Genomic DNA, 25943 nt, shown 5'->3' on the forward strand with positions numbered 1-25943 from the left:
ATGAGTTTCGTGATGCGCGCACGCAAGCCCCAGGTGCCTGCCCCCATGCTGGCCGCGCCACCGGCCCCGCTGCCCCTGCCGGCCCCGGCCGGGGGACGCGAGTGGCGGGTGCTGGTGGTGGACAGCGACCCCGATGTCCACGCCGCCTTCCGACTGGCGCTGGAAGGCCGGGCCCTGTTCGGCAGGCCGCTGGTGTTCCTGTACGCCCGCTCGGGCACCCAGGCCCGCGCCCTGCTGCGCCGCGAAAAGGACCTGGCGGTGGTGGTGCTGGACGCCGTCACCGACGGCACGGGCGCCGGCCTGGACCTGGTGGACTTCATACGCCACACCGCCGGGCTGCGCGACAGCCGCATCGTGCTGCGCACCGGCCGGCCGGGCCAGGCCCCCGACCTGGACACGCTGCTGCGCTACGACATCAACGACTGCCGCACCAAGAACGAGCTCACGCCGGACCGGCTGCTGGCCATCGTGGTGACCGCCGTGCGCTCCTACGAGCAGCTGTGCGCCATCGAAGCCAACCGCCGCAGCCTGGAACTGATGGTGCGCTCCAGCGCAGCGCTGCTGGAGGAGACCAACCTGCATGCCTTCGCCCGGGGCGTGATCATCCAGCTGGCGTCCCTGCTGGGCGTGGCCAGCGAAGGCCTGGTCTGCTCGGAGGGTTCGCACCCGGGCGAGCCCTACCGCGTGCTCGCGGCCACGGGACCGTTCGCGCGGCTCGTCGGCCAGCCCATCGCCACCGTGCTCGCCTCGCGCGGGCTGCACCTGCTGCGCCAGGCGCTCAAGGCCCGCCGCAACATCTACGGCCCGCAGCACGGCGTGGCCCTCTATATCGGCCGTGGCGACGAACAGGACATGGCGGTCTTCATCGATGCGCCGGCCTCGCCCAGCACGCTGGACCGCCAGCTGCTCGAAGTCTTCTGCGCCAACCTGCGCACGCTGCTGCACAACCGGGGCCTGCTGGAGCGCCTGCACCAGTCGGCCTACTTCGACCCCCTGGTCTGCCTGCCCAACCGTGCCCACTTCGTGGAAAAGGTGGATGAGTGCGTGTGGCGCGGCACGCCGCAGCATGTGCTGGCCCTGCTGGACATTGACGATTTCAGCGCCACCAACGACGTGATGGGCCACCGCTTCGGCGACCGCCTGCTCGAAGCCATGGCCCGGCGCCTGGCCACGGCCCTGCCGCAGGGCCTGCTGCTGGCGCGCGTGGGCTCGGACACCTTCGGCATCCTGGGCCCCACACACGAAAAGGAGCTGGCACAGCTGCTGGACAGCGCACGCCAGCCCCTGGACGTGGATGGCGTGCCGCACAAGGTCTCCCTGACCTGCGGCTACGTGCGCCTGCCCCGCGCGCACCAGGCCGGCACCGACCTGGTCAAGGACGCGACCATCGCCCTCAAGCGCGCCAAGCGCGACCACCGCGGCCAGCTGCTGGAGTACTCAGAACACATGGGCACGGAGGCCCGCGACCGTGCCCTGCTGCTGTCGGACCTGCGCGCGGCCATCGACGGCGCGCAGCTGTTCCTGGTCTACCAGCCCCAGGTGGACCTGGAAAGCCATGCCCTGGTCGGCCTGGAGGCCCTGCTGCGCTGGCGCAAGCCCGACGGTAACTTCGTGCCGCCGGACCGATTCATTCCCGTGGCCGAGCATTCGGGCCTGATCATCCCGCTGGGCCAATGGGTGCTGGCCACGGCCTGCCGCACCATGCGCGAGCTGCTGGACGCGGGCCACGCCCCCAGGCGCATGGCGGTCAATGTCTCGACCGTGCAGCTGCAGGACCCCGGCTTCCTGCAGACCGTGCAGCAGGCGCTGATGCGGCATGGCCTGCGCGGCGCGCAGCTGGAGCTGGAGATCACCGAATCGGTGGCCGTGCTGCCCACCCAGCTGCTGCAGACCACGCTCAGCGCGCTGCGCGCCCTGGGCGTGACCATCGCCATCGACGATTTCGGCACCGGCTACTCCTCGCTGAGCTACCTGGAGCGCCTGCCCCTGGACCGCATCAAGATAGACCGCAGCTTCGTGCGCCGGCTCGGCGAGGCACAGGGCGCGCGCATCGCCGAGATGGTGGCCCAGTTGGGTCGCAAGCTCGGCCTGCAGGTACTGGCCGAAGGCATAGAGGACGCCGGCGTCTGGCAGGCCCTGCGCGCCATGGGCTGCCAGGAGGGCCAGGGCTACCACATCGCCCGGCCCATGGACAAGGGACAGCTGCAGCAATGGCTGCCGCAGCAGGCCGGTGCCGGCGGCCCGGCATGCGCCATGAACCTCCAGAGCCCGTCATGCATTTTTGCGCGCCGGTGACCGCAAGGCGCGCTGCGCCGCCAAGGCGGCCTCCTGGACCAGCGCGGTGTTTCGTGGCAGGACCGTCTCCAGGGCGCGCACCGCCACCGACAGCGTCGACGCGCCCTTGCGCCGCGCCAGCAGCACCGCCGGCACAGGCAGGGGCATTCCATAGTCGGCGGACAGGCGTGCCGCCAGCGCGACCAGGTCGCCCGCCCGGTTCAGCGGCCTGCCGTCCACGCCGGCGAAGTGCCCGAGCAGCCTCTCCAGCGTCTGCAGCACGCGGTAGCCGCAGAGCGCGCTGATCGATGCGGCGTCGGCCAGCGTCAGTGCCAGACGACCGCCCATCACGAAACCCTGGGCGATGTGCGCAGCGATCTGCGTGGAAAAGGGCTCCGGATCAAGCAGGCCCGCGCCGGCCAGCTGCGCGATGGCCTCGGCGGCCCGGGCGCGCTGCACGGCCAGCCGGGCCGATCCGGCCAGCGCCAGCGCCGAGTACACCGGCCCGCCCGGTACCTTGCGCGAGGCGCCCAGCGCGGCCAGCAGCGGCCCCATGCCCCGCACATTGGCCACGGCGACTGCCGCGCACAGCAAGGGGTGGAAATGCGCGGCCAGCGTGTCGGGGTGGGCCTGCAGCAGCCATGCCGTCCATTGCACGATCTGGTCATAGCCATCCTGGTCGCGCGCCTCCTGGGCCCGGAAGGTGAACTCGGCCGGCACGCAGGCGACATCCAGGGCCAGTTCCTCCAGGCCGGCATGCCGGCGGTCCACGGCGGACGCACCCACGACGGTCCAGAACGGCTTTGCCCCCTCGCCCAGCACCTCCAGCTCACGCACGAACATGCCTTCTCCCGGCAACATCACCTGCCTTGTCCAGGCCTGTCGCCGTCCGGGCAACGCGACGGGCGGGCGCCACGGCACGCCCTGCCGCCTCGCCCGCCCCAGGTGCCACAGAGCATCGGCCAGCAGGGCCAGGGGCGAGTGCGTTTCCAGGTACTGATAGCCGTAGCGGGAAGACCAGGGCTCCTGCCGCGGCCGGTGGCCGGCGAACGCATGCCGCTGCGGGTCCATTCCGCCAGGAGCAGGCGCGCCAGGGTCCACGACCACGAAGCGCGCATAGCCCCGGAAGCGGCTTGCGTCGCGCCCCAGCAGCACGGTGGCCAGCAGGCGCCGGGGCGAGGCCTCGCGCTCGTCCCCGACCGATTCGATCACCTCGCCCGCGCGCCGGCGCAGCGCATCGGACAGGGCCGTGTCCGGATGGCTGGCCAGGTGGACCATGATGCGCTGCAGATCCGTGCCCTGCCCGGAGCCATCCAGCTGGGCAGCGATCAGCGCGTACAACTCCTGCCGGTCCCGCACGGGCGGCAGCACCCAGCCCCCCGGAAGTGGCGTGCGCCGTGGCGGCGGCACGACCACGGCCGGCACCACGGTCCGCGATGCGGGCGCCACGGCGCGCTCCCGGCCGGACGCCAGCACCAGTCTGCGGGCCTGCAAGGCCAGGTCCGGCGGCATGCCGGCCAGCGCCTCGGACACGATCTGCGAGATATGCCGCTTTTGCGCCGCATCGGCGGCAACCTGTGCCAGCAGCGCGAGCTGGGCCTTGATCAGCTTCTTTTCCGACCGCATGAGCACGCCGCGCGAGGCCTCGATCAAGCCCTGCGCATCCAGATGCGCCACAGCGGAGCCGAGCATCTCCTGCGCCAGGCCCACGGCCGTGCCGGGCGCCGTGCCCAGCACCGCACAGTAGGCCTGCTGGCGGTCCGCCACCTCCTGCGGCGAAGCTGCGGCAAGCCGGTGCACGCGCAGGTACCAGGTGATGGCCTTGCCGGGGAAGTCGCGCAGCAGTGCATCCAGCGATGCCGCCAGCAGGCGGTTCCGGAAGTCCGGATCCGCCTGGCAGAGCACGCGCACCGCGGCATCCCAGGCGGTCGCCGCGTAGTCGACGAGCTGGTAGTTCATCCCCATGCCCTCGACACGGAACAGGGCCCAGAACTCCTGTTCCAGCAGATCGGCATGCTCACCCAGGTAGCGGGCCATGCGCTGCCCGTGCAGATCGCCAGGCCGGCCATCGCCGCCCGCGGCCGTCACCCTGTGAACGAAGCAGTCCAGATAGGCCATGGAGTCGGGCACCATGCCGGCCTGGCGCACCAGTGTGTGGCATACCGTCCATACCAGGTCTTCGCTCCACCAGTACTGCTGTGCCAGAAACTCGGCGAATTCGGCGCGCCAGCAGGCATCGCGCGTGGCCACCGCCTGCAGGACGATGGGCGCCATGCCGGCCAGCAGATCGCCGAACTGGCGCTTGCGCTGCATGTCGCCGGGGGCCAGGGTCTCCGCGGCCCGCCTGGGATTGGCCAGTGCCACCAGGACATGGCAGATGCGCGGCGTCGGCCCCTCGTCGCGCATCAGGCGCGAGAACGACAGTCCCTTGGCCAGTTGGGCACGGTCTTCTTCACTGGCCCCACCCAGGGCCCTGGCAACGCTTGCGAGGTCGGCAGTATCGCCGCTGGACAGGGCCTTGCGCAGCAGGATGCGGCGTTCGTTCAGGTGCAGAGTCATGGGCTGGAGGCAATGGTCATTGCGTTCGCGTTGAGGAGATCGACGAAGGCATGCGGCCCCTGGTGGCGGCCACGGCCATGGCCAGGCGGCGGGGCGCATGGTCCAGGAGATCACCAGGCTCCAGTCTGCGGCCGCCAGGGCCCGTTTTCCGGCTGGATGGCTGCGCCGCGCGCCTTGGTTGCGCCGACAGACAAAGACCATGCCCCGTGGCTTGCCGAAAATGGTCCGGGAAAGGTCCAGGAAAGGTCCGGGAAAGGGCCAGCCCGTCCCGGCGTATCCATCGTCGGCCCGCGGACCAGGGCGCCGGAGACTGTCGAGATCATTTCCGGTGTCCCCTGCGCCCATGGGCATTGGGGTGACTTCACTCCGATTCGATAGACGGGCCATGCCGCCTGCAGGCAAGGCCCGTCACATCAATGACAACAGATGGCACAAAAGGCAGTGCAGCGCCATGCCCGCATGCGCGGCATGCTCATTCGTCGCCAGGCACCGCATAACTGGGCGCTGTCCTGGGATCGACGGCCCGCGTCTGGTAGTCCTGCATCTGCGGCGCATAGGCGGACCAGAGGTCCTGGAGTTCGCCAATGGGATCGTGCTCGGACCAGTCCACGCGCAGGTCGGCGATGGGCCAGGCGTGCTCGCCCGCGATCTTGAGGGCGGCGGAATGCACGGGGCCGGCCTCGCCGCCCGCTGCCATGGCGGCCTGCAGGGCGGCCAGCAGGCGCTCGGCCAGCGGCAGGTCGGCGCGCTCTTCAAAGGCGGGCACCATGGCATCGATGGTGCGTTCGCTGGCCAGCAGGTTGCCGGCCGCCACGCATTGCCGCCCCACGGCGCTGGTGAAGATGCCCAGGGCCTGGCTGCCGCTGAAGACGCCGGTGCGGCCCTGCGCGTCCACCACGGTGACCTGGCGGTACTGCGGCCAGCTGCCGTCGTCCAGCGCCTGGAGCAGCGCGGCCTGGGGGTCGGCGCCCTGCTCCAGCCGGTCCAGCACGCGCGGGCCCAGGGCGGGCAGCGTGATGTTCTGCGTGGACACCACGCCCACGCCCGCGCGCACCCAGGGGCAGCGCGCGCCCACGGCGATGCTGGAAGAACTGATGGCCACGCCCAGTTGTCCGGTGCGCCCACAGCGTCCGACGATGGAAAAGGTCATGATCCTGCCTCCTGCCGATTCGAACTTCAGGCCCGGGCCGGCGGCTGCCAGCCCTCGGGAATCACCGCGATCACGTCGATCTCCATCAGCCACTGCGGCTGCCCCAGGGCCGAGACGCACAGCCCCGTGGAGATGGGGAACACGCCCTTGAGCCATTGGCCCACTTCCCGGTAGACGGGCTCGCGGTAGCGCGGGTCGATGATGTAGGTGGTGGTCTTGACGATGTGCGAGAGGTCGCTGCCCGCCTCCTCCAGCAGCTGCTTGACGTTCTTCATGGCCTGCTCGGCCTGCTTTTGCGGATCGCCCAGGCCGACCAGATTGCCCTCGAAATCGGTGCCGATCTGGCCGCGCACATAGACGGTGTTGCCGGCGCGCACGGCCTGGCACAGGTCGTTGTCCAGCGACTGGTCGGGATAGGTGTCCTTGGTGTTGAACATGCGGATGCGGGTATGGGTGGGCATGGTCTGGCTCCTGAAGGGGATGGATGGGAAGGTGTCTCAGAGCGTGTCACTTGCTGCGGGCGGCGGCGTCGTAGTCGCTGTAGCGGCGCTGCTTGGCGATGTGGTCGGCCACGAACTTGGCGTCATGCCACACGCCCCAGATGAAGGACGAGCCCCGGCGCGACAGCCAGGGCAGGCCCAGGAAGTAGATGCCCGGCTCATGGCCCACGCCGCGGTGGTGCCGGGGCTTGCCGCCGGGCTCGAAGCTGTCCACCTGCAGCCAACTGAAGTCCACCCGGTAGCCCGTGGCCCAGATGATGGAGGTGATGCCCGCTGCGGCCAGGTCGAGGTCGCGCAGGGGCTGGCGCAGGCATTCGGGATCGGGCAGGCACCAGCGCGCCTCGGGCTCCTCGGGCAGGTCCAGGCCGTTGCGGCGGATGTAGTCGTCGGCCGCATCGAGCATGGCCAGGTGGTTGGCGTCGCCGTTGGCGATGTTCTCGGCCAGGTCGTCCCTGAAGCGCACCTTGCCGCCGGCAAAGGATTCGGTCAGCCCCACCAGCGTGATGCCCTGGTGGCCCAGCGCACGAAAGTCCACGGTATGGCCGCCGCGCGCGCCACTGACGGCAATGGTCACATGCTCGCGGCCGGGCTGGGCCACGGCCGCATCCCATTCGCCCAGCACGCCCAGCCACCAGCAGAAATCCCGGCCGCGATAGGCGCGCGGCGGCCGGTCATGGGCACCTACCGAGAGAAACACCTTGCGGCCCGCGCGCTGCAGCTCGTCGGCGATCTGCACGCCCGAGGAGCCTGCGCCCACCACCAGCACGGCCCCTTCGGGCAGCTGCGCGGGGCGTTGGTAGTGGGCGGAATGGATCTGCAGCAGGCTGCCATCGGCAGGAGTGGCTGGCGCTATCGGCGGGATCACCGGCACCTGGAACGGCCCCGTGGCCGCGATCACGCTGCGCGCCTCGATCACGCCCTCGGACGTCTGCACCGTGAAGCCCGGCCGGCCCTGGTTGCGCGTGACCTTCCTGACCTCCACGCCGGTGCGCACGGGCGCCTGGATCTGGCGTGCATAGTCCTCGAAGTAGTCGGCCACCTCGTCCTTGCCGGGAAAGCCGTCGCGGTCGCCCTGGAACTGCAGGCCCGGAAAGCGGTCATGCCAGGCCGGCCCGTTGGCCACCAGCGAATCCCAGCGCCCGGTGCGCCAGGCCTGGGCGATGCGCTGGCGCTCCAGCACCAGGTGCTCCACGCCAAGCTGGCTCAGGTGTTCGCTGGCCGCGATGCCGGCCTGCCCGGCACCGACCACGAGCGTGTCGATGGTTTGGATTTCAGCTGTCATGGTGTGCTCTCTCAGAAAAAAAGGCGCAGGCCGCCCCGCATCGGCGCGGTGCCGACTGCCTGGGTGGGGTCCGCAACAAAAAGGGGAAGAAGGTGAAGGCCGCCCGTGCGGCGCTACAGGTACAGGTGCTTGACCACGTCGTTGGCCAGCAGCTCGCTGGCCGTGCCCGAGGCCACCAGCTGGCCCTTGAGCAGAAGATGGCCGGTGTGGGCGATGGACAGCGCCGCCTCCGCGTTCTGCTCGATGAGCAGCACGGTGATGCCTTGTCCGTGGATGCGCTGCACCGTCTCGAAGTACTCCTCGATGAGCTTGGGCGACAGGCCCAGCGTGGGCTCGTCCATCACCACCAGGCGCGGCTCGCCCATGAGCACCCGGCCCAGCGCCACCATGGCCTGCTCGCCGCCGGACAGGGTGCCCGCCGCCTGCGACAGGCGCTCGCCCACCCGGGGGAACAGGGCCACCACGCGCTCCAGCGCCTGGGCAAAGCCCTGCCGCGGGCGCAGCGCGTCGTGGCCGATCTTCAGGTTCTCCTGCACGGTCAGCCCGGCAAACAGGCGCCGCCCTTCGGGCACGAAGCCCACGCCCAGGCCGGCCAGGTCTTCGGTGCGCATGCGCGCCAGCGGCTGGCCCATGACGCGGATGGCGCCGTGGTGCACGGGCAGCAGGCCCGCAATCGCCTTGAAGGTCGTCGTCTTGCCCGCGCCGTTGGGGCCCAGCAGGCAGACGATGCTGTGCTCGGGCACCTGCAGCGAGACCTGGTGGAGCATGTTGACCACGCCATAGCGCGTGCTGATGGAGTCCAGTTCAAGCATGGCTGGCCTTTCTGCCCAGATAGGCTTGCTGCACGCGCGGCAGCCGGCGCACGGCCTCGAAGCGGTCGTCGCCGATCTTGCGTCCGTGGTCCAGCACCATCACGCGCTGCGGCAAGGTGGCGATGAGCCGCATGTCGTGCTCGATGATGATGAAACCCAGCGCCGGGTTGGCCTCGCGCAGGCGCTGTATGTCGGCGATCAGCGCATCGGTGTCGCGGTCGTCCATGCCGCTGGAGGGCTCGTCCAGCAGCACGATGCGGGGCTCGGCGGCCAGGGCGCGCGCAATCTCCAGTCGGCGGCGGTCGGCCTGCGGCAGGCTGCTGGCCAGCAGGTTGCGGCGCTGGTGCAGGTCGCTGGACACGCTGTGCAGCAGCGCGCAGGCGCGCTCGGCGCAGCGCTTCATCTCGGCGCGCGCGGCGGCCGGGCGCAGCAGCGCGGTGAGCACGCCGCAGCGGGTGCGCGCGTGCATGCCGATGATCACGTTGTCCAGCACGCTCAGCGAGCCGAACAGCCGGCTGGTCTGGAAGGTGCGCGCCATGCCGGCGCCCGCAATGTCGTGCGCGGCCATGCCCTTGAGCGAGCGGCCTTGCAGCAGCACCTCGCCCTCGGTGGGCTGGTAGATGCCGGTCAGCAGGTTCAGCAAGGTGGACTTGCCCGCGCCGTTAGGCCCGATGATGCCCAGCACCTCGCCCGCCGCCAGGTGGATGTCCACGCCCTGCACCGCCGTGAGGCCGCCGAAGCGCATGGTCAGGCCGCGCCCTTCCAGGACCCGTGGGCCTGCGGGCGTGGCATGGGGGATGGGAGGGGAATCAATGCTCATGGTTGCGCACCCGTTGGGGAAAGATGCCGCGCGGGCGGATGATGAGGAAGGCGATCACCACCAGGCCGTAGAACAGGATGCGGTAGTCGGAAAACGCCCGCAGCTTCTCCGGCAGCATGGTCAGCAGGAAGGCGCCGACGATCACGCCCAGCGTGTTGTCCATGCCGCCTGCGATCACCAGCGTCATGATGGTCACCGACACCAGGAAGGTGAAGTTGTCCGGCGAGATGAAGCTCACATAGAACGCATACACCGTGCCCGCGAAGCCCGCCAGGAAGGCATCCACCGCAAAGGCCTGGACCTTGAACCAGGTGACGTGGATGCCGCAGGCGCGCGCGGCGATCTCGTCGTCGCGCAGGGCATTCCAGGCAAGGCCCACGCGCGAGCTGTGCAGGCGCTGCGCCGAGACGATGGCCAGCCCCAGCAGGGCGACGGCCACGTAGTAGAAGTTGGCCTGGCCCGGCAGGCTGTGGCCCCACAGCGTGATGGGGTCGTTGAACGAATGGCCGAACAGGGTGGGCGAAGGAATGCCCACCAGGCCGTTGGCGCCGCCCGTCCACTCCAGGTTCATCAGCAGCTGGTGCACGACGATGCCGAAGGCGATCGTCACCAGCGCCTGGTAGCTGTCGCGGGTGCGCATGGACGGCAGGCCCAGCAAGAAGCCGAAGACCGTGGCCACGGCGGCGGCCACCAGCAGGCCGATCCAGAAGCTCACGCCGAAGTGGATGGCCAGCAGGGCCGAGGCATAGGCGCCGATGCCGTAGGACGCGCCGGTGGCGAAGTTCGGAATGTTGGCACTGCCCAGCTGGAAGTTCAGCGCCAGCGCCAGCACCGCGTACAGGCAGGCGATGATCATCAGGTGCACGGCATAGCTGTCACCACCCAGCAGCCACGGAAACACCAGGGCCAGCACCACGCCCGTGCCCACGGCCAGCGGCCTGCACTGGCCGAAGGCGGCCACGATGCGGTCTTCCGCCAGCGGGCGCTTTTGCACCGCGACCAGGGCCACGGCAAAGCAGGCCAGCAGCACCAGCACCGTGATCCAGCTTTCGGCCAGCAGGAATTGGCGCAGCAGCACCGCGCCCGCCAGGGCCACGCCCAGCACGATGGCGGCAGAGCCCGCACTCCATGGGGCCGCCTGCGGCGGCGCCTGTATCGTCGTTGTCTGCATCACACCTTCTCCATTTTCTGAACGCCGAACAGGCCGGCGGGGCGAAAGATCAGCACCAGGATCACCAGCGCGAACACGAACACCAGCCGGCACGAGGTGCCGCCCGGCACATAGCCCTGCACGATGGTCTCGATGGCCGCAATGAGCAGGCTGCCGACGATGGCGCCCCCCAGCCGGCCCAGGCCGCCGACCACCGCGGCGGAAAAGCCGATCAGCCCCGCCTGCACGCCGAAGTCAAAGCGCACCACGCCCGCATAGCTGGCCAGGAAGATGCCGCCCACGGCGCCGGTGGCCGAGGCGATGAAGAAGGTGTTGCGAAACACCGGCCCCGGCGCAATGGAGAACAGGCGCGCGGTTTCGCGGTCCTGCGACACGGCGCGCAGGCGCATGCCCATCGGCGTGTGGTGCAGCCCATGGAGCAGCGCGCCCACCAGCGCCACGGCCACCAGCACCGAGACCACGCTGATCAGCGGCAGCGGTCCGAACGGGGTCGCAATGGACCCCTGCGCAATCGCGGGGAACGCGTGCGGGTTGCTGCCCTGCGGGTACAGGTGGCGGATCAGCTCGCGGATCACGATGCCCAGCGCCACGGTGGCCACCAGCGGCATCATCGGCGGCGCATCGCGAAAGCGGCTGATCACCAGCCGGTCCAGGGCCACGCCCAGCCCTCCCACGGCCGCAATGGCCACCAGGCAGGCCAGGCCCAGCACCAGCCAGGGGGCCGAGCCGCCCAGCGCGGCAGCCAGGGCCTGCACGGCCGCCAGGGCGATGAAGGGGGCGACCAGGGCCACGTCGCCATGGGAAAAATGAATGACCTGCAACACGCCGAACAACAGGCTGAAACCCAGGGCAAGCAGGCTGTAGATGCAGCCCAGGGTCAGCCAGTTGATGAGTTGCTGGAACAGCGCGTCATGCATCGATAGGGTTCCTCTTGTGTCGGGTTCGGCCGGGTTGGCGGGGCTTCGCTTGTCTCCATGTCACGCAACCATTGAAGCAAGAAACCGCGCAAAACCTGCGTCGCTTTTGCCGAGGCGCTGCTTCGGAAAACGCGATCCAGTCCGCGGCAGATGCGGCGATACATTGATTCGGCGGCGTTGCCAGACAGCGCCGGCCAGCCCGCCATGCACCGTGGCGCCCCGCCGCCCCCCCCCCCCCGGGCCGCCATGGCTGCCCCTCGTCTTCACCTGAACAGGACCGACCGACCATGCAAGCCTTCACGACAACCACCGCCCTCCTGCCATCGCGCCGGCGCCTTGCCGCATCCGCCCTGGCGCTGGCCGCCGCCACGCTGGCCTGCGGCGCGCGGCCTGGTCCCAGTCCACCGTGAAGCTGGGCTTCATCGGCCCCGTCAGCGGCGGCAATGCGCAGCAGGGCCTGGGCGCCAGGAACGGCTTTTGCTGGCCATCGACCAGTGGAATGCCACGGCCGGCGTGCCGTTCAAGGTGGAGGGCGTGGTGCTGGACGATGCCTCCGACCCGCAGACCGGCGTGTCCGCCGCGCTCAAGCTGGTCAACGACCGCGACGTGGTGGGCGCCACAGGCCACTGGAACAGCCCCGTGGCGCTGGCCACGCTGCCGGTGTTCAACCGCGTGCAGATGCCCTTCATCGTCTGGGGCGCCATCGGCCCCAGGATCACCGACCAGAACTTCGCCAACACCACGCGCGTGACACCCACCCTGGTCAACGAGAACAAGCCAATGGCCACCTGGGCCGCCACGGGCCTGGGCGCCAGGAAGATCGCCATCCTTGCCGACACCAGCGACTACGGACGCGCCAACCTGGCCTCGTTCGGCAGCTTCTACAAGGCCGAAAAAAGGCAGCGTGGTGGCCGAGGAAAGCTACCCCGTGGGCACCACGGACTTCCGCTCCATCCTCACCAGGATCAAGAGCCTGAACCCCGACGCGGTCTACTTCGGCGGCGTGATCACCGAGGCCGGCATCGTGCGCAAGCAGATGGCCGAGCTGGGCATGAAGCAGCCCATGCTGGGCATCAGCGGCATCTTCGACCCGCAGCTCATCCAGATCGCCGGCCCGGCGGCCGACGGCACCATCGTCGGCACGCCCAGAGCGCAGACCAATCCCCGGCTGGATGCCATGCGCCGCGCCTATGCCGCCAAGGGCTATGCCGACCCCGAGAGCCCGTACACCAAGTACGCCTACGACGCCACCGGCATCCTCTTGCAATCGCTCAAGACGGCCGGCACCAAGGACCGGCAGGCCGTGGCCAAGGCCATCCGCGCCATACGCCATGAGGGCGTGACCGGCACCGTGACCTTCGACGCCAACGGCCAGACGCAGGTGCCCGTGGAGCTGCAGCTGCACGAGGTCAGGGGCGGCCAGTGGGTCAACCGGTGAAGCGCGCGGGCGCACGCTGGCGGGGGGGGGTTTCGGGGAAGGGCCTGATTGCGGGGCCGCTGCGGCTTGTTCAACTACATGGCGGTTCACTTTCGCCGCCCTCCTGCGCCCTGCCCGCGCCTGCCCTGTGCTGACACGACTGACCCTCAGACAACTGGAATACTGCGCGGCCGCAGGCGAGTCGGGCTCCATCGCCGAGGCCGCCAGCCGCATCCATGTATCGCCCTCCTCCATCTCCTCGGCCATCACCCAGGTGGAGGCCGAACTGCAGGTGGCACTGTTCGTGCGCCACCATGCCCAGGGCCTGTCGGTCACCCCCACGGGCGCCGAAGTGCTGCGGGAAATCCGCAGCCTGCTCGACCAGGCCATGGCCTTGTATGGCGTGGCCCGCAGCGCGCAAGGCGAGGTGCGCGGGCCGGTGCGCGTAGGCTGCTTCACCACGCTGGCGGCCATGGTCGCCCCCGAGCTGTGCCAGGGCTTCGCGCGTGCCCATCCCCAGGCCACGGTCACCCAGGTCGAGGACCATCAGGAGGGCCTGATCCACATGCTGCACACGGCCCGCATCGACGTCGCCATCACCTATGACCTGCTGGCGGCCGATTCCGGCATCTGCTTCGAGCCGCTGGCCCAGCTGCCGCCCAGGGTCATCGCCAGCGAACTGAGTTCGCTGGCCGGACAGCACAGCACCACGCTGGAGGAACTATCGCGCCGGCCCATGGTGCTGCTGGACCTGCCGCTGAGCCGCGAGTACTTCCTGTCGCTGTTCCGCGAGGCGGGCGTTTCGCCACTGATCGCGGCCCGCAGCGCCAGCCCCGACGTGGTGCGCTCCCTGGTGGCCAACGACGTGGGCTATTCCCTGGTCAACGTGCGCCCGCGCAACAGCCATGCACTGGATGGCAAGAAGATCGCCAACCTGCACCTGGCCGGCAGCCACCGCCCCATGCATCTGGGCCTGGCCTGGGCCAGCGCGCAAAAGCCCCGCCATGTGGTGCAGGCCTTCATGCACCGCTGCCGCAGCGTCATCTCCAACGGATACATCCCGGGGATGACGGCGCCGGGGCGCGGGGAGGCGGACTGAGCAGCGACCTGTTCGGCCTTGCAGGGGCGGCAGATCCCCGCCGCTGCTGGCGCGGCCGGCTCAGGCCGCCAGGCCTGCGGCCAGCTGCCGCGCCGTCCGGGCATTGGCGCCCTTGCCCGTGATGGCCACCGCAGGAGGGTGGTCCAGCATGCGCTCGAAGACCTTTCGCACCTCCTCTGCGCCAATGCCATCGATCATCGCCAGCGCCTCGGCCACGGACGTCACGCTGCCATGGGCAAAGAGCTCCTCTACGGCCCGCTCCATGGTGGCGTAGGTCCGCTCGCCCGCGCGCACACGGGAGACCGCCAGCTGGTTCTTGGCCCGTTCCAGATGCACGGGGTCGATGCCGGCCGCCTGGGCGCGCAGCAGGCCGCCTGTCGCGGCCACCAGCGCTTCGAGCTTGTCCGGTGTCGTGACGGCATGCACGATGAAGTGGGACCAGACGTCGCCGCCCTCCATCGCCGCATAGGCCGTATAGGCCAGGCCGAGCCGTTCGCGCACGGTATCGACCAGGGGCGAGGACATCCCCTCCCCCAGCAGATGGGTGGCCAGCGAGGCCACGAGACGCGCGCGCAGCGGGTGCTCGCCCTGCCCCGGCTCGCACGCCAGGGGATAGGCCAGGTTCACGAACACCTGGGACACCTGCGTGAAACGCCGGGCCAGGGCCTGCCCCACATAGCTTGCGGGCCGGGGTGGCAGTCCCACGGCGGGATCGGTCGACGCAGGCATGCCGGCGAACAGCTGCGCAGCCTGCTCCATCCAGGCCGGGACATCGAAGTTTCCGGCCGCTACGACGACGGTCTTTTCTGCCACGTAATGGGTTTGCACATGGCGCACCAGATCCTGCCGCGTGAAGCCTTCGATGTTGGCGACCGTGCCGATCACCGGCATGCCCATGGGGTGGTCGCCCCAGATGGCGCGGTCCAGCAGATCGCCGGCGCTGTCCTCGGGGTCCTCTTCGTACTCGATGGCCTCCTGCCGTATCACCTCCAGCTCCCTTTGCAACTCCTGCTCGGGAAACACGCTGTTCAGCACGATGTCCGCCGTCATTTCCAGCAGGGCCTGCGCATGCCGGCCCAGGCCGGTCATGAAATAGCCGGTGATGTCCTTTCCCGTGAAGGCGTTGACCTCCGCGCCCAGCCGCTCCGCATCCAGGTTGATCGCCTGCACGGAACGCGAGTGCGTGCCCTTGAACGCCATGTGCTCGAGCACATGGCTGATGCCGTTGCTGGCGGGGCTCTCGTCGCGGGAGCCCACGCGCAGGAACACGCCCACGCTGACGCTCTGCAGGTGCGGCATGGGCAGCGCCAGCAGCCGGACTCCGTTCGGGAGAGTGTGCAGGGCCGTGGCAGGATGCTGCAATTCGGTTGCCGCCAGGGGTTTGTCTTGAGTCATGGGCTATTGTCGTGCAGCCGGCACCGTCAGGCCCGAGTCTGGCCCGGAGCGCAAAAGCCCCGCCATGGGATGCAGGCCTTCATGCACCGCTGCCGCAACATCATCTCCAATGAATGCACTCCGGGGATGGCGGCGCCGGGAGTTGGAGCGCAGCGCCCCCTGCTCCCTGGCGCGGTCAGCCGGGCAGCCGCCCCTTGGTGCCGGACTGGCGCCGTGCGATAGCCTGCGCCATGTCCTTCTGGCGCTGCACCAGCTCGGCGATCTGCACGGCATAAAGGTCCAGCAGATCGCCGTCCAAGGGCACGGGTTCGTCCAGGTCGCCGGTCTCCACCAGGGTGCCCGCCCGGTCGATGCCCCACACCCGGCTGCCGTCGCCCACCACCTTGAGCAGGGGCAGGATGCCCGTCTGGCCGGACTCGGCAAGCCGCCGCTGCTGGGCCGAGATGCTGGCCCAGTCGGGCAGCTCAGGCGCATCCATGCCCAGCAGCACCAGGCCACGCCAGAAGGTCCAGGCCGGACCGACGTCGAACTCCCGTGCCTGCGGCCAGACTTCTTCGCGCGCCATGACGCACAGGCCGTTGTTGCGCCGGCACAGGCCCTCAAAGAAGCCCGCGTAGGCCGGCGGCACGGCAAAGCCGGCGGCCGCCTCCAGGGCGGCCAGCGCCCCCGGGCCGGGCGCGGGCGCCGCGACGACCTGGAAGCACGTGGAGTCCACAGGGTCAAGGATCTCCCAGATGCGTTGGTGCGATTGTTCAGCCGTCATGGCAATGGTCATGCAAAAAGTCCTCATGAAAATGGAACGGGCAGGCCGGCGTCATCGCCCGGACGTGCCCAGCGCCAGCAATGCCTTGGCGGCACGGGCGGCGGCGGAAGAACCCGTGAAGCCGGACAGCCAGGCGCGCAGGCTGCCGTCGGTGGCGGGGCAGGCATGGCGCAGCGATTCATCGAGCAGCACGGTGACCAGTGTGCCCGCGCCCCGCGCCTTGTGCTCCAGCTGCGGCAGCAGGTTGGTGAGCAGCGCGATGACGGTCCGGGGCGCCAAGCTGGCGGCATCGGCAAGGGACTGGGCCCAGCGGGTCAGCACGACGGCGGGGGCGCATGCGGCAAAGCCCCGGGCCGCCGTTGGCGCGTCGAGGCGGTCAGGCACGGCAGCGGCCAGCAGTTCCACCGCCTGCGCGCGCAGCAGGCCTGCGGCGCTGTATTCGACATCATCGCCCAGCGCGCCATGGAGGATGTCCACGCCGGCCGCGGCCATCGGCAGGGTCGAGGCCGGATGGGCCAGGCCCAGCGCGGCCGTGATCAGTTCGCTGGCCACGGGGCCGTCGCTGAATGCCAGCTCGCCCGAGGCGATGAGCGCCGGCTGTGTCGCCGAGGGGGCCGCGATGGGTGCGCCATGCACCCGCGCGTCCCGCCACACCCACTGCGGCGAGCCGTCGGCCTTGAGCTCATCCGAGCCCCGGCTGCGCCATTCGATGCGTATCCGCTCGGTGGTCCGGGGCATTTCCCCTCCGGTCGCCGTGGCGAAGCGCAGCAACGGCTCCAGCACCCGCAGCCGCTCGGGCCCCGCCAGGCAGACGGCGCCCGGCGCGGGCTGGGAGGCCAGCCTCAGCGAACGCGCGGCGCGCGCAGCCCACATCACGGTCGTCATGCCCGAGCTGCGTGGCAGCGCCTGCACGAACTGGCGCAGCGCAGGCCCCGCCAGATCATGGCGCAGCGCCATGCCCGCCGAGAGCATCTGCGTCTCGGCAAAGCCCTTGAGCCAGCGCCTGGGCAACGGCACCTTCCCTTCGACCACGACGCCGGCCGGCGTGGCCACGCGCAACGCCTGGCTTCCCACGCTCAGGTGCAGGGGCTCCGAAGGGCGCAGCCCCGCCAGCGCCTGGCGCAGCGGCGGGTTCACATCGACATTGGTGACCCCGACCGCCGAGTGCACGGTGTCGAGCGCCGAGGCATCCACGTCCAGCCGCGCATAGACCCCGCAGCACACGCTGAAGGACTCGAAGCGCAGGCCCTGCGGCGTTGAAGTCACCACGGGATCGGCGGACCGCAGCACCGCGGCCAGCGTGTTCGGCGGCACGTAAAAGCGCGTGCGCGCCACGCGCGCCGGCATCAGCAGGGCCTGGGTGACCACGGCCGGGTGCTCCACGAAGCCCGAAAAGAAAAACGGATGCACCACCGCCCCCGAAGGCGCCATGCCGCCGCTGGTGGCCAGGTGCAGGTCCGTCCGGCCCGGCTGCTGGGCGAGTCCGGAAGGGGCGAGGTAGGCGTAGGCGAGTTCGGTCATGCGAAGCTGTCTGGGTCACGGTGGTGTTCAGATATCGGTCCGGGCCATGGGCCGGCACCATCATGCATGCGGCCGCCCCAGGCAGGACATGGCTCAGGGGGCATCGCTGACCAGCCCGCGAATGAAGCTGGCGAAATCCGGCGCAACGAAAGTCACCCGGTAATCGCGCTCCTGATCCACATGGACGACCGATGGCTCCCCCTGCGGCCCGCATTCGCGGTAGTCCAGCATGGGCTGCTCATGCCCGGCACTCGGCGTATCGCCAATCCCCACGCCCCAGGCCGGATAGCCCCATTCATCGCGCATGAAGGTGGATCCCAGAGGGCCCAGCAATGACTGATCGACCGTGCGGCCAATGGCATAGATGCCGGTGATCATGATGTGGTCATCGGCCCAGCCCGTGGGCTCGTCGACCGGATGGCAGCTGCGCCGCACATGGCCGCCATTGCGCCGCCTTGCCAGCTCCACATAGGCGGAGGGCAGGCGCACGCCGAGTTCGGACTCGATTTCGGCAATCAGCTTTTCGGAAGGCGCTGGCTCGGTATATCCATCGCCGGCCGACGGCCCATCGGCCCAGAGGCCCTCGCAATCGACATCGTCCAATGCGCCTGTTGAATCCGTTGAGCCCGCGGCCTCCATTGCCCCCATTGCTTGCCCCTCCCCCATTTCCCGCATTTCCCTCATTGCCGTCTCCCAAGATTGCCGACCAGTGGCCACATGGGCCCGCAAGCTGCAGCTTGCGGGTAAGCAGGACCGTCATTCAGTAACCATATGAAACAGCAGTATCGTGACTACAATGCATCTCGTGGCTATGGGACACCTTCCTTCTCCATTTGATTACCTAGGGGTCCCGCTCTCCACACCGCGCCTGCATCTTGCAGGCGTTTTCACATCGACCGCCGAGACGGGGCCGTAGCCCGTTCCATTCAAAGACAAAGGCGGCCCAGGGAGAAAGCAAGCATGAATCAGGAGCTGTTCCTGCGCCGCCGTGGCAAGGTCCACGTCCCTGCGGGCACGGGGGGCGCCACGCCGGCCCAGATCGCCTCGGCCGTCCAGGAGATCGCGGTCTTTCGGTGCGTGCTGTCCCAGCCCCTGATCGAGCGCCTGGGCCAGCTGTCGGCACAGGAGCTCACGCGCTGGTTGCGCGAGGTGATCGCCGTGCTGCGGCGCCAGACCGGCGCCCATGTGCGCCACCAGCCGCTGTACCCCGATTTTCCGGAGCAGGTGCTGGCCGCCTCCAAGGCGCAGCGGTACCTGACGGCCGTCATGCACTACCTGACGCTCCGGCGCCTGCCCCAGGGTAGGACGGCCCGCCCCCGCGCTGCTGGAGGGCCAGCTCATGCACCGGGTGATCGAGCCGGGCAGCGCGCAGGAGTTCGAGTCGCTGCTCGAACCCCTGGTCGCCTCGCGCAGCGCGCTGTCCGAAGCAGATGCCGCCGATGTCGTCTGGTTCATCCGGCAATACCGGGGCGATGTGTTCCGCCTGCTGCCCGAGGCCATCGCCTTGCGGGAAATCCGGGCGCTGGTGGGCGGCGCGCTGCTGCTGCACGTGGACCGTGGCGCACCACGGGACGCCTTCCTGCAACGCCACATCGAGACGGCGACGGACGTGCTCCGGCTGGCCGTCGCGCTCAGCGGGGGAGACATATCGCTGGCGACCGCATCGAAGCGCTTCACGGCCATGAAGCGGGGAACGCGCCGCCTGCTGCTGGGCCTGCTCGACCGCGCCCCCAATGCCACGGAGGACGTGATGCGGCATGCCGAGCGCTGGAAGCGCCTGGCCGAAGTGCTGCACCCCGGCGACTACGCCGACAAATACCCGCAGGCCCTGGCCGCCCTCACGGCGGCACGCCGCAATGACGCGCCGGCCTCGTTCGGCTCGCGCGTCGAGACCCTGCTGGCCCGGCGCCACATCGCCGCCCTCACCCCGCTGCTGCGATCACGCCCCGGCGAATTCGCACGCCGGCTGGACGTGAGCCTGCGCCGGGCGGATGACGCAGGCGCCGTGCTGGACGCATTCGAGGCGGTTGCGGCGCAGGTGGCCACGCCCATCCTGCTGCAACTGCTGGCCCAGGCACGGGCGCCGCGCCCCCTGCCCTTGCGGGCCTTCACGCCCAAGGGCGCCGTGGCCAGGATCTACGGCATCGCGGACCGGCGCGACCCCCTGGCGCCCGAGCTGCTGGCCCGCACGGCCCGGATCTGCGAGGACGCGCTCATGGCGCGCTTCGCCAGACTGCCGCCGCTGGGCCCCTGCTTCATCGACCCCGCGCTGCGCGACTACGCGGTGCCGCTGGCGCAGCGTGCCGCATCGAAATCCCTGCGCACCCTGGTGCGCGGCAGCCGCCTGCCCCTGCCCGACACGCGCTTCATCCGCCTGTTCCTGTGGTGGAAGAATGGCCGCTCCCGCACGGACATCGACCTGTCCGCCGCCTTCTTCGATACCCGCTTCGTGTTCATGCAGACGGTCGCCTACTACAACCTGACCGCATTCGGCGGCTGCCACAGCGGCGACATCGTCGATGCGCCCCAGGGCGCCTCGGAGTTCATCGACCTGGACATCGACGCCCTCGTGGAAAAAGGCATTCGCTACGTCGTCACGTCCATCAACTCCTACACCGAACAGCCATACTGCGATCTGCCCGAATGCTTCGCCGGCTGGATGGCCCGCGCCGACACCGCATCGGGCGAAGCCTTCGAGCCGCGGTCCGTGGTCGACCGCATCGACATCGCATCCGACACCCAGATCTGCCTGCCCTTCGTCATGGACCTGCAGGAACGCCGCATGATCTGGGCCGACCTGGGCCTCACCGCGGCACCGCGCTGGAACAACGTCCGCAACAACCTCAGTGGCGTCTCCCTGATGATGCGGGCCCTGGTGCACACCCCCCGCCCCGATCTGGAAACCCTGTTCGACCTGCATGCGCGCGCACGCGGTGAACGCGTGGACGAGGCAGGGCAGGCGCAGACCGTGTTCGCCCCTCACCAGGGGGTGACCCCGCTGGAGGTGGATGTGATCCGCGCGCGGTTTCTGTGAGGCTCAGAACGATTCAGCCTCCGAGAGCGATCCGAGAAGCCAGGCCTTGAAAGACTCGAAGGCGGCATGGTGGTGAAGACGCTTGGGGTAGACCAGATGATGCCCGACGTACTTCACCTCCTGGGTCTTGCCCTGAAGCGGATTGACCAGGGCGCCGCTCCTGAGCTCTCTGTCACCCAGCAGGTTGGACTCCAGCACCACGCCGAGCCCGTCGACGGCCGCGGCGATGGCCATGGAGCTGCGGTCGAACCGCAGCCCGTACTGGGTCGGGGGGCGAAGGCCGTTGGCGTCGAACCAGCCCTTCCACTGCAACAGCTGGACATCGCACTGGATCAGCTTGTGGTTCAGCAGATCTTCCGGCACCTGGATCGTTGCGGCGATCGCAGGTGTGCACAACGGCATCAGCCGCTCCACGGCGAGCGGAACCTTCTCGTACGGGGATGCGGCCGGCTCACCGTAGACGATGTCCAGATCGAAGTCGTCCTGCTCGAAGCGCGCGTACTCCGTGCTCGCCGAGATGCGCAGATCGATCAGCGGATTGGCCTCGAGAAAACTCGCCAGCCTGGGCAGCAGCCACTGCGTGGCAAAGCTCGGCGCCGTGTGGACGTTCAGCGGACTCGGCTCGTCCAGCGCGATCAGGGACATGCCCCGGCGCATCTCCTCCAGCCCGCGCTGGACATGCTCCAGAAGAATCGCGCCTTCGCGCGTCAGACGCACTTCGCGCGTGCTGCGCTGAAAGAGGCGATGGCCCAGCCGATCCTCCAGCTTGCGGATGGAGTGGCTCACGGCGCTGGGTGACAGCCCCACCTCATTCGCGGCCAGGGCAAAAGACGAAGTCCGCCCGGCCGCCTCAAAGACGCGCAGATAGGGCAAGGGCAACGAGGCCGGGACTTTCATGCGTGAATTTCAATCATGAATAGCTGCAATGTTTTCGTTTGTCACTACATTTTTGTCGCCATACAGTCCATTGCGCAACTGATTCATGAAATCAGTGCATCCATGATAACCCTAGGACGGACGGAGACGATGACGAGTACTGCCCATTCACCGCCAACCGAGAGCCTGCTGGCCAAGCTCGCCCACCACGCCTATCGCATCCGGCGCTTCGCGCTGCGCATGGGCGAGGTGCAGGGCCAGGGCTACATCGGCCAGGCCCTCGGCATGGCCGACGTGCTGGCCACCGCGTACTGCCACGCAATGAACCTGCGCCCTGACCAGCCTGAATGGCCTGGCCGCGATCGCTTTCTGCTCTCGCACGGGCACTACGCCATTGCGTTGTACGCGGCACTTCTGGAGGCTGGCGTACTGCCCGAGGACGAACTCGAGAGCTATGGCTGCGACGACAGCCGCCTGCCCATGTCCGGCATGGCCACGTACACCCCGGGCATGGAGATATCGGGCGGATCCTTGGGCCAGGGCCTGCCGATCGCCGTCGGCATCGCCTTGGGCCTGCGGCTTCAGGGCAACCCTGCCTTTGTCTACAACTCGATGTCCGACGGCGAACTCGACGAGGGCTCGACCTGGGAGGCCGCCATGTCCGCGGCACATCACCAGCTGGGCAACCTGATCACGCTGGTGGACGTCAATCGCCAGCAGGCCGACGGCCACTCGCATGAGGTGCTCGGCTTCGAGCCCCTGGCGGACAAGTGGGCCTCCTTCGGTTGGCACGTGCGGCGCATCAACGGCAACGACCTCGGCGCCGTGGTCCATGCCTTCGACGAGGCCCGCGCGCTGACCCGGCCGGTGCCCCGGGTCATCCTTCTGGACACCTTGATGGGCAAAGGCGTGCCTTTCCTCGAATCGCGCGAGAAGAACCACTTCATCCGGGTGGAGCCGGGCGAGTGGCAGCAAGCCATCCGGATGCTCGACGCCACCTACGAAGAAGGAGCCACGCAATGAATGCCGCCATCACTCCCAGGCCCCGGCTGACGACCTCCGCGATGATCGCGTCCATCGCCAGCGAGGGGCAGCGCACCCGGTCCGCGCCGTTCGGCCACGCCTTGGCCGCGCTGGCCGAAGAGCGCCCCGACATCGTGGGCATGACCGCCGACCTGTCCAAGTACACCGACCTGCACATTTTCCAGCAGGCCCATCCGCAGCGCTTCTTCCAGATGGGCATGGCCGAGCAGTTGCTGATGGGGGCCGCAGGCGGCATGGCGAAGACCGGCCTGACCCCCTTCGCGACGACCTATGCCGTGTTTGCCACCCGGCGCGCCTACGACTTCATTCACCAGGTGATCGCCGAAGAGAACCTCGACGTGAAGATCTGCGCGGCATTGCCCGGACTCACCACCGGCTATGGCCCCAGCCATCAGGCGACCGAAGACCTTGCGCTCATGCGCGCCATCCCCGGGATGACCGTGATCGACCCCTGCGATGCGCTGGACACCGAACAGGCGGTGGCCGCGATGGCGCAGCACCGCGGACCGGTCTACATGCGCCTGCTGCGTGGCAAGGTGCCGCTGGTGCTGGACGAATACGACTATCGATTCGAGTGGGGCAAAGCCAAGCTTGTGCGCGACGGAAAGGATGTACTGATCATCTCCTCGGGCATCCTGACCATGCGGGCACTGGAGGCCATGGAGCTCATGGCCGACGGCACCGCCGAGGTCGCCGTGCTGCACGTGCCCACGATCAAGCCGCTGGACGTGGAGACGATCGTGGCGCAATGCCGCCGGCCGGGCCGCCTGGTGGTGGTCGCCGAGAACCACAGCACGGTGGGCGGCCTGGGCGAGGCCGTGGCCACCACGCTGCTGCGTGCGGGCGTACACCCTGCATTCCGCCAGATCGCGCTGCCCGACCGGTTCCTCGACGCTGGCGCGCTCCCCACCCTGCACGACCGCTACGGGATTTCCGCACAGTCGATCGTGGCCCAGATCAAGGCCTGGCTGGGCTGAAGGACATGCCGATCATGAAAGTCTCATTCATCGGAATCGGCGCCATCGGCTTGCCGATGGCCCTGCGGATCCAGCAGGCCGGCCACGACGTCACAGGCGTCGACGTGTCGCAGGCATCTCTTGACAACGCGCAGCACCACGGGCTTGCCGCTGTCCCCGGACATCAGGCGGCGCCCCGCGCCGACGTCGTGGTCGTCATGGTGGCAACGCCTGGCCAGCTCGAGAGCCTGGTGCGGCAGGTGGGCGATGCAGCCGGCGGCCAGCTCTGGATCATCATGTCCACCGTAGGCCCGGACAGTGTGCGTGCACAGGGCGAGGCCCTGCGCAGGGTCGGTGCGCGCGTGGTCGATGCGCCGGTGACCGGCGGCGTCGCCCGGGCCCGCACGGGCAGCCTGGTGCTTTTCGCCGCGGGCGAAGTGGATGACATCCAGCGGGCCGATGCTGTCCTTCGGGCCATGGGCACGCCTTTGCATGTGGGCGGGCGGCTGGGCGACGGCCAGGCCATCAAGGTGGTCAACCAGCACCTGTGTTCCGTGCACCTGGTCGCGGCAGCCGAGGCATTGAATCTGGCCCGGGGCCTGGGCCTTGATCCTGCGGCCGTCCTGCCCCTCATCGAGAAGGGCGCCGCGGGCTCCTGGATGCTGAGTGACCGCGGCCCGCGCATGCTCCAGGGCACCGACGCCGAGGTCACCAGCGCCGTCACCATCTTCGTGAAGGACAGCGGCCTGGTGGCGGCGGCCGCCGAGGCCGCCAAAGTCGAAGTCCCCCTGCTGGCCCAGGCCCATGACCGCTTTCAGCGCGCCGCCAATGCCGGCCTCGGTGCCCGGGACGACAGCCGCGTGATCGAGACCTGGCAGTGACCCGCGCCTCCCCCAAACCATAACCATAACCATCGAGACAAAACCATGAGCACCACCGCCAGCCCTGGCACCCAGCCGCCCCAGTCCGGCAAGGTCGCATTTGCGTCCATGGTCGGATCGGCCGTCGAGGCATACGACTTCTTCATCTACGGCACCGCCGCAGCCGCGTACTTCGGCAAGGTCTTCTTCGCGACCGATGTGCCCTTGATCGGCATCCTGGCCTCCTTCGCCACGATGGCCGTGGGCTTTCTGATGCGCCCCCTGGGCGGCTACCTGGCCGGGCACTATGGCGACCGCGTGGGCCGCAAGTCCGTGCTGCTGTGGTCGTTGCTCGCCATGGGCCTGGCGACCGTCCTGATAGGCGCGCTGCCGACCTACGCACAGGCAGGCGTCATCGCTCCCATCCTCCTGATCCTGTTGCGCATGGTGCAGGGGATCGGCTTCGGTGCCGAATGGGGCGGCGCGGTGCTGATGGCGTGCGAGCATGCGCCGCCCAGGCGCCGGGGATTCTTCGGCGCCGTGCCGCAGGTCGGCATTCCCCTGGGCCTGTTGCTGGCGAATGGCGCCTTCCTCCTGTCCGGCCACCTGTTCGAAGGCGACTGGGTCTGGCGTGCGCCGTTCCTCGTGTCGATCGTGATGGTGGGCATCGGCTTCTTCATCCGCATACGCATCGCCGAGTCGCCCGACTTCGAGAAGATGAAGGCGGAGAAGCAGATCGTGCGCCAGCCGGCCATCGAAGTGCTGCGCAGCGACTGGCGCAGCGTGGCGAAGATCGTGGGCCTGCGCCTGGCCGAGACGGGTGGCTACTACCTCACGACCAGCTTCATGCTGTCTTACGTGGTGCTCGCGGGGGTCTCGACCACAAGGCAGGTCCTGATCGGCACGCTGATCGGATCGGCCCTCGGCCTCGTGAGCCACCTGGTCTATGGCGCATGGAGCGACCGGATCGGCCGCAAGCCCGTGTTCCTGCTGGGCTCATGCTTCACCATCCTTTTCGGCATCCCGATGTTCCTGATGATCAACACCGGGGCCGCCGTCATGGTGGTGGTGGCCATCTCGCTGTCCCTGCTGCTCAGCCATGACCCCATCTTCGCCGTCGAGCCGGCATGGTTCTCCGAGCAATTCCCGGCCAACGTCCGCTCGTCGGGCATCTCGCTGGGCTACAACGGCGCCTCGCTGGTCGCCGGCCTGCTGCCCCTGATCGCCACTGGCCTGTATGGGTGGGTCGGATGGATGGGACCGGCCGTGCTGTTCTCGATGCTCGGGGTGGTGTCGACCTGGTGTTCCTTCGCGATGCGTGAAACCGCGCCAGCGGTGGCGGAATCCGTGATTCGGTTGCGGCGCGGCTCTGGGTCCCTGCCTGCATGAGGCATTCTGGTTGCAGGCATCTCGATGCGCGCGGCTTCACGCCTGCGCGGTCCACGGCGCTTCCTGGGCACACGCCGGAAGCTACTACGGGGGAACCAACTCCT

General features: G+C 69.0%; 22 protein-coding genes and 1 pseudogene. 9 read left to right on the top strand and 14 right to left on the bottom strand.

Annotation, left to right across the window (positions count from 1 at the left end):
• The gene (locus tag L1Z78_RS16750) at nt 1-2295 is read left to right on the top strand and encodes a putative bifunctional diguanylate cyclase/phosphodiesterase (protein WP_234637519.1); all 2295 of its coding nucleotides are present in this window, start codon (nt 1-3) and stop codon (nt 2293-2295) included.
• Here the strand turns inward: L1Z78_RS16750 and L1Z78_RS16755 are convergent.
• The 8 genes from L1Z78_RS16755 to L1Z78_RS16790 all read right to left on the bottom strand — a co-directional run bounded on the left by L1Z78_RS16755 (nt 2272) and on the right by L1Z78_RS16790 (nt 11485).
• Nucleotides 2272-4833 (bottom strand): DUF6493 family protein, encoded by a 2562-nt coding sequence (locus tag L1Z78_RS16755; protein ID WP_234637520.1) that lies wholly within the window; start codon nt 4831-4833, stop codon nt 2272-2274. The two genes, L1Z78_RS16750 and L1Z78_RS16755, sit on opposite strands and share 24 nt — an antisense overlap.
• 472 nt (nt 4834-5305) lie before the next feature.
• Nucleotides 5306-5983 carry a DUF1028 domain-containing protein gene (locus tag L1Z78_RS16760; RefSeq protein ID WP_234637521.1) on the bottom strand — a complete coding sequence of 226 codons (678 nt, stop codon included), beginning with the start codon at nt 5981-5983 and terminating at the stop codon, nt 5306-5308.
• A gap of 26 nt (nt 5984-6009) precedes the next feature.
• Nucleotides 6010-6444, bottom strand: a complete 435-nt coding sequence (locus L1Z78_RS16765) for a RidA family protein (protein WP_234637522.1) — start codon at nt 6442-6444, stop codon at nt 6010-6012.
• Between the two features lie 46 nt (nt 6445-6490).
• Nucleotides 6491-7765, bottom strand: coding sequence for a flavin-containing monooxygenase (locus tag L1Z78_RS16770; protein WP_234637523.1), 1275 nt, complete (start codon nt 7763-7765; stop codon nt 6491-6493).
• 113 nt (nt 7766-7878) lie between these two features.
• Entirely contained in the window at nt 7879-8577 is a 699-nt protein-coding gene (locus tag L1Z78_RS16775) for an ABC transporter ATP-binding protein (RefSeq protein WP_234637524.1), read from the bottom strand.
• Nucleotides 8570-9397, bottom strand: a complete 828-nt coding sequence (locus L1Z78_RS16780; RefSeq protein WP_234637525.1) for an ABC transporter ATP-binding protein — start codon at nt 9395-9397, stop codon at nt 8570-8572. Before L1Z78_RS16780 ends, L1Z78_RS16775 begins: the two co-directional genes overlap by 8 nt.
• A complete protein-coding gene (locus L1Z78_RS16785; protein WP_234637526.1) occupies nt 9387-10568 on the bottom strand; it encodes a branched-chain amino acid ABC transporter permease in 1182 nt (393 codons plus the stop codon). The genes L1Z78_RS16780 and L1Z78_RS16785 overlap by 11 nt, the downstream gene beginning before the upstream one ends.
• The gene (locus L1Z78_RS16790) at nt 10568-11485 is read right to left on the bottom strand and encodes a branched-chain amino acid ABC transporter permease (protein ID WP_234637527.1); all 918 of its coding nucleotides are present in this window, start codon (nt 11483-11485) and stop codon (nt 10568-10570) included. The genes L1Z78_RS16785 and L1Z78_RS16790 overlap by 1 nt, the downstream gene beginning before the upstream one ends.
• A 246-nt stretch (nt 11486-11731) precedes the next feature.
• Here L1Z78_RS16790 and L1Z78_RS27975 point away from each other — a divergent pair.
• The 3 genes and pseudogenes from L1Z78_RS27975 to L1Z78_RS16800 form a co-directional block, all read left to right on the top strand.
• Nucleotides 11732-12313 (top strand): annotated as a pseudogene (locus L1Z78_RS27975) (ABC transporter substrate-binding protein); the annotation flags it as partial.
• Nucleotides 12314-12389: 76 nt separating this feature from the next.
• Nucleotides 12390-12923 carry a branched-chain amino acid ABC transporter substrate-binding protein gene (locus L1Z78_RS27980; RefSeq protein WP_267966980.1) on the top strand — a complete coding sequence of 178 codons (534 nt, stop codon included), beginning with the start codon at nt 12390-12392 and terminating at the stop codon, nt 12921-12923.
• 127 nt (nt 12924-13050) lie between these two features.
• A complete protein-coding gene (locus L1Z78_RS16800; RefSeq protein WP_234637528.1) occupies nt 13051-14001 on the top strand; it encodes a LysR family transcriptional regulator in 951 nt (316 codons plus the stop codon).
• Nucleotides 14002-14061: 60 nt separating this feature from the next.
• Here L1Z78_RS16800 and L1Z78_RS16805 read toward each other — a convergent pair whose 3' ends face one another.
• The 5 genes from L1Z78_RS16805 to L1Z78_RS16825 form a co-directional block, all read right to left on the bottom strand.
• Nucleotides 14062-15396 (bottom strand): M16 family metallopeptidase, encoded by a 1335-nt coding sequence (locus tag L1Z78_RS16805; protein ID WP_234637529.1) that lies wholly within the window; start codon nt 15394-15396, stop codon nt 14062-14064.
• A gap of 175 nt (nt 15397-15571) precedes the next feature.
• Nucleotides 15572-16171: an SMI1/KNR4 family protein gene (locus tag L1Z78_RS16810; protein WP_234637530.1), complete on the bottom strand. Its 600-nt coding sequence runs from the start codon at nt 16169-16171 to the stop codon at nt 15572-15574.
• Between the two features lie 39 nt (nt 16172-16210).
• Nucleotides 16211-17680 carry a hypothetical protein gene (locus L1Z78_RS16815; RefSeq protein ID WP_234637531.1) on the bottom strand — a complete coding sequence of 490 codons (1470 nt, stop codon included), beginning with the start codon at nt 17678-17680 and terminating at the stop codon, nt 16211-16213.
• A 93-nt stretch (nt 17681-17773) separates the two neighbouring features.
• Nucleotides 17774-18364, bottom strand: coding sequence for an SMI1/KNR4 family protein (locus L1Z78_RS16820; protein ID WP_234637532.1), 591 nt, complete (start codon nt 18362-18364; stop codon nt 17774-17776).
• Nucleotides 18365-18645: 281 nt separating this feature from the next.
• Nucleotides 18646-18948: a hypothetical protein gene (locus tag L1Z78_RS16825; RefSeq protein WP_234637533.1), complete on the bottom strand. Its 303-nt coding sequence runs from the start codon at nt 18946-18948 to the stop codon at nt 18646-18648.
• A 71-nt stretch (nt 18949-19019) separates the two neighbouring features.
• Here L1Z78_RS16825 and L1Z78_RS16830 point away from each other — a divergent pair, with 71 nt between their 5' ends.
• Nucleotides 19020-20714, top strand: coding sequence for a TerD family protein (locus tag L1Z78_RS16830; protein WP_234637534.1), 1695 nt, complete (start codon nt 19020-19022; stop codon nt 20712-20714).
• 3 nt (nt 20715-20717) lie between these two features.
• Here L1Z78_RS16830 and L1Z78_RS16835 read toward each other — a convergent pair whose 3' ends face one another.
• The gene (locus L1Z78_RS16835) at nt 20718-21611 is read right to left on the bottom strand and encodes a LysR substrate-binding domain-containing protein (protein WP_234637535.1); all 894 of its coding nucleotides are present in this window, start codon (nt 21609-21611) and stop codon (nt 20718-20720) included.
• Nucleotides 21612-21740: 129 nt separating this feature from the next.
• Here L1Z78_RS16835 and L1Z78_RS16840 point away from each other — a divergent pair, with 129 nt between their 5' ends.
• Genes L1Z78_RS16840 through L1Z78_RS16855 form a run of 4 tightly spaced genes read left to right on the top strand, consistent with a single transcriptional unit; the run spans nt 21741 to nt 25839 of the window.
• Nucleotides 21741-22613 carry a transketolase gene (locus L1Z78_RS16840; protein ID WP_234637536.1) on the top strand — a complete coding sequence of 291 codons (873 nt, stop codon included), beginning with the start codon at nt 21741-21743 and terminating at the stop codon, nt 22611-22613.
• Nucleotides 22610-23611 (top strand): transketolase family protein, encoded by a 1002-nt coding sequence (locus L1Z78_RS16845; RefSeq protein ID WP_234637537.1) that lies wholly within the window; start codon nt 22610-22612, stop codon nt 23609-23611. The genes L1Z78_RS16840 and L1Z78_RS16845 overlap by 4 nt, the downstream gene beginning before the upstream one ends.
• Nucleotides 23612-23625: 14 nt before the next feature.
• Nucleotides 23626-24471 carry an NAD(P)-dependent oxidoreductase gene (locus tag L1Z78_RS16850; RefSeq protein WP_234637538.1) on the top strand — a complete coding sequence of 282 codons (846 nt, stop codon included), beginning with the start codon at nt 23626-23628 and terminating at the stop codon, nt 24469-24471.
• A 45-nt stretch (nt 24472-24516) separates the two neighbouring features.
• Nucleotides 24517-25839 carry an MFS transporter gene (locus L1Z78_RS16855; protein ID WP_234637539.1) on the top strand — a complete coding sequence of 441 codons (1323 nt, stop codon included), beginning with the start codon at nt 24517-24519 and terminating at the stop codon, nt 25837-25839.
• The last annotated feature ends 104 nt before the right edge of the window (nt 25840-25943 follow it).

The sequence above is a fragment of the Delftia tsuruhatensis genome (genome assembly GCF_903815225.1).
Taxonomy (GTDB): Bacteria; Pseudomonadota; Gammaproteobacteria; order Burkholderiales; family Burkholderiaceae_C; genus Comamonas; species Comamonas tsuruhatensis_A.